The sequence below is a fragment of the Streptomyces sp. NPDC007162 genome, from assembly GCF_040634175.1.
Lineage (GTDB): Bacteria > Actinomycetota > Actinomycetes > Streptomycetales > Streptomycetaceae > Streptomyces.
Genome location: NZ_JBEYFC010000293.1, coordinates 1 through 11,198, shown reverse-complemented (window position 1 = coordinate 11,198; position 11,198 = coordinate 1). Strand labels below are relative to the sequence as shown.

Annotated in this window: 8 protein-coding genes and 7 pseudogenes; 9 read left to right on the top strand and 6 right to left on the bottom strand. The window is 68.1% G+C overall.

All coding sequences use genetic code 11. The features are described 5' to 3' along the window. Window positions 1-335 (top strand): annotated as a pseudogene (locus ABZ646_RS28830) (transposase); the annotation flags it as partial. Between the two features lie 103 nt (window positions 336-438). On the opposite strand, the gene ABZ646_RS28825 reads toward ABZ646_RS28830, so the two are convergent. Next, window positions 439-843 carry a helix-turn-helix domain-containing protein gene (locus tag ABZ646_RS28825; RefSeq protein WP_256914843.1) on the bottom strand — a complete coding sequence of 135 codons (405 nt, stop codon included), beginning with the start codon at window positions 841-843 and terminating at the stop codon, window positions 439-441. Between the two features lie 144 nt (window positions 844-987). Here ABZ646_RS28825 and ABZ646_RS28820 point away from each other — a divergent pair, with 144 nt between their 5' ends. Continuing rightward, window positions 988-1,860, top strand: a complete 873-nt coding sequence (locus ABZ646_RS28820) for an SDR family oxidoreductase (protein ID WP_360524906.1) — start codon at window positions 988-990, stop codon at window positions 1,858-1,860. Window positions 1,861-1,888: 28 nt separating this feature from the next. Here ABZ646_RS28820 and ABZ646_RS28815 read toward each other — a convergent pair whose 3' ends face one another. Continuing rightward, window positions 1,889-2,419, bottom strand: coding sequence for a transposase (locus ABZ646_RS28815; protein WP_360524909.1), 531 nt, complete (start codon window positions 2,417-2,419; stop codon window positions 1,889-1,891). Then, window positions 2,416-2,954: pseudogene (locus tag ABZ646_RS28810) on the bottom strand (winged helix-turn-helix domain-containing protein). The gene ABZ646_RS28815 and the pseudogene ABZ646_RS28810 overlap by 4 nt, the downstream one beginning before the upstream one ends. 226 nt (window positions 2,955-3,180) lie before the next feature. On the opposite strand from ABZ646_RS28810, the pseudogene ABZ646_RS28805 reads away from it, so the two are divergent. The 3 pseudogenes from ABZ646_RS28805 to ABZ646_RS28795 all read left to right on the top strand — a co-directional run. Continuing rightward, window positions 3,181-3,417 (top strand): annotated as a pseudogene (locus ABZ646_RS28805) (IS110 family transposase); the annotation flags it as partial. Window positions 3,418-3,486: 69 nt separating this feature from the next. After that, window positions 3,487-3,579 (top strand): annotated as a pseudogene (locus tag ABZ646_RS28800) (GNAT family N-acetyltransferase); the annotation flags it as partial. Further along, window positions 3,570-4,834 (top strand): annotated as a pseudogene (locus ABZ646_RS28795) (tyrosine-type recombinase/integrase); the annotation flags it as partial. The pseudogenes ABZ646_RS28800 and ABZ646_RS28795, both read left to right, overlap by 10 nt. 114 nt (window positions 4,835-4,948) lie before the next feature. Here the strand turns inward: ABZ646_RS28795 and ABZ646_RS28790 are convergent. After that, window positions 4,949-5,368, bottom strand: coding sequence for a hypothetical protein (locus tag ABZ646_RS28790; RefSeq protein WP_360524903.1), 420 nt, complete (start codon window positions 5,366-5,368; stop codon window positions 4,949-4,951). Beyond that, a complete protein-coding gene (locus ABZ646_RS28785; RefSeq protein ID WP_360524900.1) occupies window positions 5,316-7,586 on the bottom strand; it encodes a polymorphic toxin-type HINT domain-containing protein in 2,271 nt (756 codons plus the stop codon). Before ABZ646_RS28785 ends, ABZ646_RS28790 begins: the two co-directional genes overlap by 53 nt. 44 nt (window positions 7,587-7,630) lie before the next feature. On the opposite strand from ABZ646_RS28785, the gene ABZ646_RS28780 reads away from it, so the two are divergent. Both ABZ646_RS28780 and ABZ646_RS28775 read left to right on the top strand, forming a co-directional pair. Next, entirely contained in the window at window positions 7,631-7,990 is a 360-nt protein-coding gene (locus ABZ646_RS28780) for a hypothetical protein (RefSeq protein ID WP_360524897.1), read from the top strand. 154 nt (window positions 7,991-8,144) lie between these two features. Beyond that, window positions 8,145-8,270: pseudogene (locus tag ABZ646_RS28775) on the top strand (NAD(P)(+) transhydrogenase (Re/Si-specific) subunit alpha); the annotation flags it as partial. A 703-nt stretch (window positions 8,271-8,973) separates the two neighbouring features. Here the strand turns inward: ABZ646_RS28775 and ABZ646_RS28770 are convergent. Next, window positions 8,974-9,960, bottom strand: a complete 987-nt coding sequence (locus ABZ646_RS28770) for an alpha/beta hydrolase (protein WP_360524894.1) — start codon at window positions 9,958-9,960, stop codon at window positions 8,974-8,976. Between the two features lie 143 nt (window positions 9,961-10,103). Between ABZ646_RS28770 and ABZ646_RS28765 the strand changes: the two genes are divergently transcribed. Together ABZ646_RS28765 and ABZ646_RS28760 are read left to right on the top strand one after the other, a co-directional pair. After that, entirely contained in the window at window positions 10,104-10,709 is a 606-nt protein-coding gene (locus ABZ646_RS28765; protein ID WP_360524891.1) for a helix-turn-helix transcriptional regulator, read from the top strand. 263 nt (window positions 10,710-10,972) lie between these two features. Next, window positions 10,973-11,198, top strand: a pseudogene (locus ABZ646_RS28760) (RNA polymerase sigma factor SigF); the annotation flags it as partial.

Here is an 11,198-nt window from a genome sequence, read left to right as displayed (position 1 = left end):
GAGTCGTGAGTACCGTGTGGTCCCCCACTGGTCCCCACGGCATCAAGACCACGAGGGCGCCCCCCGATCCCATCCGGGTGGCGATCGAGACCTCCCTAGGACTCCTGGTCGCCTGCCTACGGGCCGGCCCGCCGTCTCCCCGAAGAAGCCGGAACACCAAGGACGCGGTTGCCCTGGCGAACATCCTGCGCACGGACACCGAGTTCCACCGCCCGCTGCCGACCGGCTCGGACCTGGTCAGGGCAATCGCCGTCCTCGCCAGGGCTCAGCAGGATTCGGTCTGGGACCCTACCCGAGCTCACAACCGGCCCCGATCGCACCTGCGCGAGTACTACTGAGGTTGAACTCGTGATGTCGCCGGGTGGATTAGGTGGGTCTGATTGTCGGGCCGGTCTCGGCGAGGCGGCCGTCTATGACCAGACCGCTGGCCGCCGCTGACTACCTGGTGCGCTCAGTGCGGTCGTCGTACTCTTCGCGGGCGGTGATGACTTCTTCGATATGCAGCACGGACCACTCCGTGAGCGCCTTCAGGGGTTCCCGTAGCGTCTGGCCGAGCGCGGTCAGCTCATACTCCACGTGCGGCGGCACCTCTGGGTAGACGGTCCGGCTGACCAGCCCGTCGCGTTCGAGGGTGCGCAGCGTCTGGGTGAGCATCTTCTCGCTCACGCCCGCCAGCGTCTGCCGGAGCTGGCCGAACCGGGAGGTCCCGTTCCGGCCGAGTTCGCCGAGCACGAGGACCGCCCACTTGCTGCCGATCTGGTCGAGCAGGTCCCGCGACGGGCAGCCGCGTTCGTACGGATCGAATGACGGCATGGGCCCGGTCACATTCTCGACAGCAGCCATCCGGCTCACCTCAATGCTTTCGCTGCGGTAAGTACCCTACCAAGAAGTGGCTACTCCCCAACAGAGAGTGTCCAGGTCATTCTGTGTTCCATCCCGCGGCGGACGGACCGCGGCGGGTGTGCAAGGCACGCGCGGAAGGAAGGAATGACCATCATGCCGATCGTCGTCACCGGAGCCACCGGCCAGCTGGGCAGGCTCACTGTCGAGGCACTGCTGCGGCGCGGGATCCCGGCCGCGGACATCATCGCGACCGGCCGGGACATCGCCAGGATCAAGGACCTGGCCGACCGAGGCATCACGGTACGCCGCGCCGACTTCGCGGACACCGACGGCCTGGCCGGGGCATTCGCGGGGGCGGACAGGCTGCTGCTGATCTCAGCCTCGGTCCCCGTGGGCGAGCGGGTCGCCAACCACCGCCGCGTGATCGACGCCGCGGCGTCCGCAGGCGTGTCGCTAGTGGCGTACACGAGCACGACGCACGCGGACACGGCCACCACCGTCATCGGTGCCACGCACGGCGAGACCGAGGAATATCTGCGGGACCGCGGAATCCCCAGCGTGCTGCTGCGCAACGGCTGGTACCTGGAGAATTACACCAGCCAACTGCCGCAGATCCTGCAGAGCGGCGCGGTCGTCGGCGCCGCAGGCGAGGGGCGGATCAGCGCCGCGTCCCGCGCCGACTACGCCGAGGCCGCAGCGGTCGTCCTCACCACTGAAGGCCACACCGGCGCCGTGTACGAGCTCGGCGGCGACGAATCCTTCACCCTGACTGAGCTCGCCGCCGCGATCTCCGCTGCGGCCGGAAAGCAGGTTACCTACGCTGACCTCCCGGTGGCCGACTTCGCCCAGGTACTGGCCGCCGCGGGCCTACCCGCCGAGCTGGCGGAGGTCCTCGCTGACGCTGACCGCGGCATGAACCGCGGCGAGATGTACACCGACTCTGGCGACTTGCGCCGCCTGATCGGCCGGCCGCCCGTGACCCTGGCCGAGACACTCGCGGCCGCCCTGCATGACTGAGGTTGAACTTGTGATGTGGCCGGGTTGCTCAGGTGGGTCTGATCGTCAGGCCGGTCTCGGCGAAGCAGCCGTCTATGAGTTCGCTGCGGTACTGGATGTGCCGTAGGCCGCGCCGGATGCGCTGGACGAGGTGTTCGGAGGTGCTGAAGGCGACGTTGGAAAGCCAGCCGCGTCGCAGGAGAGACCAGATCCCCTCGACGGGGTTGAGGTCGGGTGCGTAGGGCGGCAGGTAGTAGATGGTCAGCCAGTCCCGGGCCTCGGCGAACTTTTGCAGGTCGGCGGCCTTGTGGACGTTGAGGTTGTCCCAGACGGGCACGATCGGGCCGCCGAGCTGCTGGTGTGCTGCGATCAACAGGTCCCGGTAGTCGCGCCAGGAGAAGCTCTTGCGCCCATCGCGACGGCCGTCGTCATGGCGGGGCCGGTAGATGAGCCTGGAGCGGTGACCGAGTTTGCAGCAGGTCAGCGCGGCGATGGAGATCCGTCTGCGGGAGCGGCCGCGGACCCGCACCACCGGGGTCCGGCCGCGCTGTGACCAGGTCTTCGCGTGCGGCGGCGTCATGGAGAATCCGGCTTCGTCCTCGAAGACGAGCCAGGCTCCACGGGCCGCCGCGAGTCTTCCGCGCAGGGCCACACCTCCTTGACCCACCCGGCCACGCCTCGTCGTCCCGCTCCATGGCGCGTCGGGCAGGGACCTGCCATGACCAGCCGTTACGCGCCAGCAGTTTCCGCACGCCCTGAATCGTGTAGGCCATGTGGAAGCGCCGACCGATCACCGTCTTGATCCGCGCCAGTGTCCAGTGCTGGTCCTCCCAGCCGTGCCCGGCCGGCCCCTTGGCCAGCTCCGCCTCCAGTTGCGCGAACTGCTCCTGGCTCAGCCTCGGCAGCGATGCCGGCCCCTGCGACCGCAGGGCCCGCGGACCGCCCTGCTCCCACTTCTGCCGCCACCGTTGTACCGAGCGGACGTTGACGCGCAGGGACTTGGCGATGACCGAGCTCGCCTCGCCCTGGGCGAACCGCTCGGCCGCCTTGAGCCGTAACTCCTCGCGGAACTGCTGCCGTTCGGCAGTCAGCCCGCCTCCGTGTGGATACCGCATGCCCCGGTGATACCGCACGGGCGACGAGCCATCAGCCCCGACGACACCACGAGTTCCACCTCAGTAACACGCGATCCTTGAGGCGTTCGCAGCGAAGCGCAAGCAGCTGCTGACCCGGGAGGCCCGCACGGTCCTGTCGATCGCGCCCACTCCAGCCGAGGACGCCCGACTGCTTCAGGCATTCCGCCGGAGCCGGCTTCGCCGCCCCGCTCTGGTCGAGAAGCCGATGAAACGGCAGACACTCGCCCTCCTAGCCCAGCTCGACGCCGCCTGCCAGGCATGCAACAACCTGGCAGCCGACACAGTAGAGCTGCTTCTGCAACATCCCGACGCCAAGATCATCACGAGCTTCCCCCGCCTGGCCGCTCTCACCGGCGCACGGGTTCTCGCCGAGATCGGCGACGACCACACCCGGTCCACCCACGCTGGCAATCTGAAGGCTCATGCCGGAAACGCGCCCGTGACCCGTCAGCCCGGCATGAGTCGCCACGTCGCCCACCGCCGGATCAAGAACAACCGACTGGCCGCGACGGTCAACCCAGCCGCCAGCCATGGAAAGGTCCACGCGCTCTACAAGTCGTGGGGGTACGAGGACATCGGACAGAGCCAGCCGGCGCCAACGGCGACGGAACCGTCTACCAGCGGAAAGACAACCGCTGGGAAGCCGCCGGATACGTCCTCGCCCCCGGCAACACCCGCAAGTGCATCCGCGTCTACGGCAGTTCGCGGAAGGAAGCACTGGCCAAACTCATCGAGAAGATCGCCGCCAGCAACCGCGGCCTCCCCGCGCCGTCCGCACAGGGCAGCCTGGCCGCCTACCTGACGTACTGGCTTGACGCTGTCGCCGTCCACCAGCTCCGCGAAAACACCCCACACCCGCTACACCGCTGTCACCCGCCTCTACCTCATCCCCGGCCTCGGACGGAAGAAGCTCGCCAAACTCACCGCCAAGGACGTCCGCACCTGGCTCAACCAGCTCCGCACCACCTGCCAATGCTGCGCGCGGTCTCGACGCCGCCCGTGTCGAGCCCCTCTGCTGCGCTGCCGGAAAGTGCTGCGCAAGACGGCTCTCACCGCTGACCCTGGCCCACGTGCACTCCGTGCTCAAGTCCGCCCTGGAGCACGCCGTGCGCGAGGGGGAGATCCCACACAATGTAGCCCGCAACGTCCGCACCGGCGCACCATGGCCGCGCCGCTTCGAACCCCTCACCGCCGAAGAAGCGCGCGAGTTTCTGGCCGCCGCCAGCGGACACCGGTTGCAGCCGCTGTTCGAACTCGCTCTGCACACCGGCCTACGTAAGGGCGAACTCCTCGGCCTGCGCTGGGAAGACCTCGACCTGGCCGGCGGAACCGCCAGCATCCGACGCACCCTCCAGCGCACCAACTCCGGCGTCCTGACCGCCCTCCCGACCAAGACCCAGAGTTCCGAACGGCGCATCGCCCTGCCGACGCCATGCCTGCGCTCCCTGGAACAGCACCGCGACCGGCAGCACCAGGAACGCGAAGCGGCAGGCAAGAACTGGCAGGACAGCGGCTACGTCTTCACCCGGCCCAACGGTGCCCCGATCGAAGGAGCCACCCCCACCCGGCACTTCACCGCCCTGCTCCACCGGGCCAGGCTCCGCCGCATCCGGTTCCACGACTTCCGCCACTCGGCGGCGACGCTCCTCCTGGAACAGGGAGTGCAACTCGTCGTCATCAAGGAACTCCTCGGCCACGCCCACATCGGCGTCACCGCCACCGTCTACGCTCACGTCCGGCTCCGCCTCCAGCGTGACGCTATCGATCTTCTTCGCAACGCCCTCTGTACCTCCGCCGCCATCACCGGCCAGCCCGACGATGGCGACACCCCACCGCTTTGCGTAGCCCCCGTCCGCTGACGTTGCCGTCAACCACTGCCGTCAGCCACCCCAGAAGCTCCGCCAGGACGCACCTGGCGAAGCTTCATATTTGCGCTCACAACCGCCCCATATGCGTGTCGCAGAGCTACGGCCTCACGACCCAGCGAATCTCACATAGAGATCACGATCGCGCCAGGAATCAGTGAAAGAATCCAGCATGGCCTCGTAAAGCCGAATATTACTAACGTCCCCTCGGGGGTTAGTGATCTTTTCTTCGACCGCCTCCCGGACGGCTTCCCAACGCAGCGCGTGCATTAGGAAGGAAACTACTTCAACAACACCCTCCTCGGGAGAATCGATCAGAGTTATCAGTTGATTCTCGAATTGCTCCTCAAATTCAGGATTCGTCTGCACGATCGCTAGCGCACGCTCCAAACCTGGCTCAAGCGCTTCGGCGCCGTAAGTTTCCTCCGCCGCGGCGAGAACCCCTTGGATGACCTGCCTGAGCTCTGCGACTGGCTCAGCAGCTAGGCCGCCATGCTTCGATGTATTTTCCATCAGCGTCGAGTCCATTCCTGTCAAAGGCATCCACTGCCGCCTTCTGAGCGTTAGCACCGTAGGGCTGATAGTGACCAGATTTGTTGTCGAGGTACACGACTTGGCCACCCTTGGTCTTGAACTCTCCGGCAGCTAGCACATCCCGCCCCTGAGCAAGGCTTACATGGCCAGCCGTTCGTTTCCCGATAACGAGCTCACCGTCTCCGGTCACTACGTATGCATAGTTTCCAGAACGAGAGAGCACGGTGCCAGGAGCAATCGGCTTGAACCACTCCGGCGTATCTTCCGGTATCAAGTTCGAGAAGGAGGTGGGGTCAGGGCCTGCTCCGCTGTTGTGAACCAGTACCGGTGTCTGACCAGCGAGTACATAGTACGTGTGGAGCTGCTCGACAGTGAGGTTGTAGCGGTTGGCGGCGCCAGGTGTGCCGTGGACCCTTACGACGGTGGTGGGCTGGTCATGGACGCTGGCGAGGTGGTCGCCGGGTTTGAGGCTGCCGGCGGGTACCCAGGTGCGGGTGGTGGCGTCGTAGAAGGGATGGTTGGAGGTGGTGTGGATGATCTCCGTACGGCCGTGACCGGTATTGATGATGACGTCGAGGAGGTCGTTGTCGTGATTGATCCAGACGTGCTGGACGGTTCGGGCGCCCTTGTCCTTGGCGGTCGTGGGGTCGGCGGATTCGACCTTGTCACCCGGCTTGATCTTGCCGATGGGCTTGGTTCTGCCCTTGGCCATGAGGACAGGGGTGTCGGGCGAGAAGCTGCACTTCCCACCGCCAAGGCCTTTGCCTCTGAAGCCGCCGCCGGGACCTTCCCCGCCGCCTCCTGTGAGGGCAAATATGGCAGCCGCGGCTACCCCGATGGAGGTGCCGGTCTTGCCCAGGCAGCCGGTTCCGTGGCCGAGTGCCATGCAGGTGAGGAATTTCAGGTGGGTAATGATGTGCTGGTCGGCCTCGGCCTCTGCAGCGTCCTGCGGGTCCGCCAGGCAGTCCCAGCCGAAGTCTCGGCACGCGGTGTCAGTCTCTTCGTTGAAGATCTTGGCGAACTGGTTGGCGTATTTCCAGTTGCGAGGAATGAAGACCTGCGGGTAGATCTCCATGTACTTCTTGTGGAAGGCCGCACTGGCAGCGCGGCGCTTACTTGCGTCCACTTCCCCCTGGTTGTTCGGGTCGCTATTGGAGCTGTTGACGACGTCACAGCCGTTGCAACCCCAGGAAGCGTCGTTGAGCGCCTTGCCGCCGCTGTTCCGGGTCGGCGTGTTGTTGCCGTACTGGGCACCGCCGCCACACTCGTCAGGAGTCTGGCAGGCCATGAGGCCGCTCGGGTCGCTGTTGGTGACGGGGTTGTCACTGGCGTAGGTGTAGCCTCCGAGTGACTGTGGGCTGGTCGGCTGGAGGAGCGGGTCGGCGCTGATGAAGCGGCCGAGGGTGGGGTCGTATTTCCGGGCGCCGACGTCTGTGTAGCCGGTGGTGGTGTCCTGGGGTTTGCCGAGGTAGGTGTGGGTGGGGTCGGGCCAGGTAGTGGTGTTGGCGCTGGCTCGGGGCTGGCCGTAGGGGGTGTACTGCTGGCGGGCGACCTGCTGGGTGGTGGTGTCCATCGAGAGGGTCGCGGTGCCGTTGGGGTCGTTGAAGAGGTACTTCACACTCCCGCCCCCAAGGCTGGAGTGGACGGCCACGGGGGTCCCGGCGCCGCCGTGGGTGTAGATGCGGACGGCGCCGAGGAGGACATTGGGGGTGACGCTGGTGTTGACGACGATCTCGGTGTCGCCGACGAAGAGGGTGGTCTGACCGGGGTCGCGGCGGATGAGCTGGTTGCCGTCGGCGTCGTACAGGTACTTGGTGGTTGTGGGGCTGGAGCCGCTGGTGTCCACCTGGGCCAGGTGGCCTTCGTCGTCCCAGGTCAGGGTCTGGCTGGGTCCGGTGGTGGGGGTGCGGGTGTGCAGGTTGCCGTTTTCGTCGTAGCCGAAGGTCGTGGGGTTGGTTCCGCCGGTGGTTGCGGTGAGGGTGTGGGGCTGGGCGCCGGTGGAGTTGCAGTTGGCGGTGCAACCGTTGGTGTAGCCGGTGGTGACGTTGGTGCCGGAGCTGCCGATGGCGTGGTCGACGCTCTGCTGGCGGTTGCCTATGGCGTCGTAGCTGAAGGACTTGGAACTGGCCGCTTCCCACGATCTGCGCGGCGATCGCCTTGAGCTGCGCCACCGTGTAGGAGCTCTGGACCGGGAAGCTCGCCGCGGGATCACCGGCCGCGGCCTTGGCCGCCGCGCGCTTCCTGGCCTCGGCCTGCTTGGCCTCCGCGGCTCTGGCCGCCGCCGCGCGGGCGGTCTGCTCCGCGGTCCTCCTGGCACTCGCGTCCGCCTGGACGGCCATCGCCTCGGCCTGCTGCGTCACGGTCGCCGTCTGCACCTGGGCCTGCCGGCCCACGGGTATGTCCTGGAGGAGGGAGGCATCGGCCGCCGGCGTCGGCGTGCCGCCGCTGTGGCTGCTGCTGGCCGAGGCGGCCCCGGCGACGCTTCCGACAGCGGTGACCGCGGTGGCCGAGACGACCGCGAGTCCCCGGACCGACATACGGCTCACGCGCTTTCCTCCCCTGCGCCCGGGCCACCCGGGTGGAGTGACCGTCGAAAGCATCTCGCTTGCTGGGTGACACGGTTGGCATACTCTTGCGCGCTTGCCCGGCCGGCGCAATCACAGGAGAAGTGTGGATACTCACACGCCCCAGAACCAACCATGGTCGGCCGACACACCTCTGCCGTAAAGACGCGTCCGCACACGAATCCGCGCACCACCCATCCCAGCGGATCGGCGTCGTGGCCGAGTCCGTCCCCGGCGAGACCCGCGTCGCGGCCACGCCCCCGACCGTGCGTCAGTTGCTGGGCCTCGGCCACCAGGTCGTGGTGGAGTCCGGGGCCGGCGCGGCCTCCGGCGTCGGCGATCGCAGCATCGACTGGGGCAGGGCCGGCACCATCACTGCGGTTGTCGCTGCTCTCGCGGGACTGCTCCTCACGGGCGTCTCCACGCTCTACGACGCGCTTGTCTCTCAAGGTGAACTGGAGCAGTCGCGCCAGGCGGCCGATCAGGAGACCCGCGCCCAGGCGCTGCGCGTGGCCTACTGGACGGAATTCCTGGCCCCCTTCGTCAAGCGCGTCCATGTCATCAACAGTTCGTCCGATCCGGTCTCGGAGGCCGATCTGCTTCTGTCGCCTGCTGAGGCGGGGCCGCATCACGTACTCCAACTCCCGGTCCTGGCACCGTGCTCGGAGACGGTGATCAAGGAAGAGATATGGGCCGGACGTCCTGGCCAGGGTCCGCCGTACGCGCCGGGCGACCGGCCGCCCGGCGTCGTCCGCTGGATGGCATTTCGCGACCGGGACGGTCTGGTCTGGAAACGGGACAGCAGAGGGCTCTCCCGTGTACCCCCTCCATGCCGCTGCACAGCGGTCCGTGTAACCGATCCGCCCCGAGCTTCGGCCGACCGGCGGCTCACGGTCCCCTGTCAATCGACGAGACGCCCTTGGCCAATCGCCGGACCCGTCGAACATGGCCTGAACCTCGTCAAGCTCCCCGATTCTTGCCCGCTGCGGCTGGGCGCCCTTCCACGATCCGGTGCGTGGATCCCGAGCCGGCGGTTCAGCCTGTGAGGGTGTTGAGCCAGCCGGTCAGCAGACGGTTGGTCTCCTCGGGGCGTTCCTGCTGGATCCAGTGGCCGCAGCCCTCCACGAGGTGGGATGCGGTCAGGCCGGGGAGGGTGGTGGGGAAGGCGTCGATAGCGTCGGACATCCAGGTGGTGGAGGCGTCCAGGGCGCCGCCGATGAACAGGGACGGCTGCTTGACCGGGGCGCCGCGGTGGGGGGCGAGATCTTCCCAGTCGCGGTCCATGTTGCGGTAGCGGTTGAGGGCCCCGGTCAGACCCGTGCGCTCGAACTCTCCGGCGTAGACGTCGAGGTCGTCCTCGGTCAGCCAGACCGGGAGGATGCCGGCGGGGAAGCGGTCGCGCAGCCGGCCGCCGCGGGCGACGAAGTGCGGGTCGGGCTCGCCGTGGGCGGGCATGGTGTCGGCGGACAGGGCGGCGTAGAAGCCCGCGAGCCAGCCCCGCACGTCAGGCTCGATGTCCGTCTCGGCGCGGCCGGGCTCCTGGAAGTAGGAGACGTAGAACTCCTGCTCGGGGCCGCCGATCTGGCCGAAGATGTCGGTGGGGCGGGGGCCGCCGGGTGGCGCGTACGGGACGCTCAGCAGGGCGACGGCCCGGAAGACCTCGGGGTGGAGCAGGGCGGAGGTGGCGGCGATGTTGGAGCCCCAGTCGTGGCCGACGACCACCGCTTTCTCCTCGCCGAGGGCGTGCACGAGGGCGACGTTGTCCTCCACCAGGTCCAGCATCCGGTAGGCGTCGGTCTCCGCAGGCTTGGAGGAGCGGCCGTAGCCGCGCACGTCGATCGCCACCGCCCGGTAGCCGGCCGCGGCGAGGGCCGGGAGCTGGCGGCGCCAGGAGTACCAGGACTCGGGGAAGCCGTGCACGAGCAGGACCAGCGGACCGGTGCCCTGCTCGACCAGGTGAAGGCGCCCGGCCGGGGCCTCGACGGTGCGGTGGCGGAGTACGGCGGACGGCTCGGGCTGCATGGGGCTGCTCCTCGGTGCGCGGATGGATGCAGGTACGCGTCGATCATGCGGCGCAGCGACCGGCCACCGCGATTACCCTTGCCAATCTGGCAAACTTGCAGGACAGGATGGTGGAGCCGCACGTCCGAAAGGGGGCCGAGCGGGTGACAGGCGACGACGTGGTCGACACGCTGGCGGCGATGGGCCCCCGGCTGCGGGCCGCGCGCGAACACCGCGGCTCCACGCTCACCGGCGTCAGCTGCGCGACCGGCATCTCCCCGAGCACGCTGTCGCGGATCGAGACCAGCCGACGCAAGCCCACCCTGGAAGTGGTGCTGCAGTTGGCGAAGGAGTACGGCGTCTCCCTGGACGAGCTGGCCGGCACCGCTCCCGCCGCCGAGCCCCGCACCTCCGCGCTCCAGCGTTTCGGCGACGACAAGGCGGTGTTGCCGCTGACCCGCTACGTCGGGGGCCTGCACGCCCACAAACACGTCCTCCCCGCCGTCCAGGAACCGCCCGCGCGGCCCCGGCAGGTCTCCCACGACGGCTGGGAATGGCTCTGCGTCCTGTACGGGCGGCTGTGGCTCGCACTCGGCGACCAGGACCTCGTCCTGAGTGCCGGGGACGTCGCCGAGTTCGACACCCGCAATCCCCACGGTGTCGCGAACGCCGGCCCCGGCGGCCCGGTCGAGTACCTGATCATGTTCGGGCCGCAGGGAGAGCGCCTGCGACCGCGCACCCCGCCCGCCCCCGGCCCCAGGGCCCGGTAGCAAGCAGCGAACGAACGGCCTGACGTCCCGGATACGCCCAGGATGTCGCCGGCCTTGATGTCGAACAGGTAGCGGGTGTTCCACAGCACGACGGCATTGAGAACGAGACCCGGATCGGAATGGTCCCTCGGACGCCCGGGTGCGCCTGACCCCGCGCCCTCCCGTCGCGTCGGTCCGGAGCATGCTCGCGGGCGGTGAGGGTAAACGCGTCCTAGCCGGACCACCAACCGGTGCGGACGAGGCCGGACGACCGGGAGGGGCGCATGAGGGGAACGACGACCGTGCAGGCCGCCGGGCAGCGGGCGGGCGTTCCGGAGATCGCGGCCCCTTCCAAGGTCGCACCGAAGGACGCGCGGGAGGTGTCGAAGGTGTTCTTCGACCGCCTGGCGCTGCTGGCGGAAGGCACTCCCGAATACCAGTACGCGCGCAACACGCTCATCGAGATGAACATGTCCCTGGTCCGTTTCGCGGCGGCCCGGTTCCGCAGCC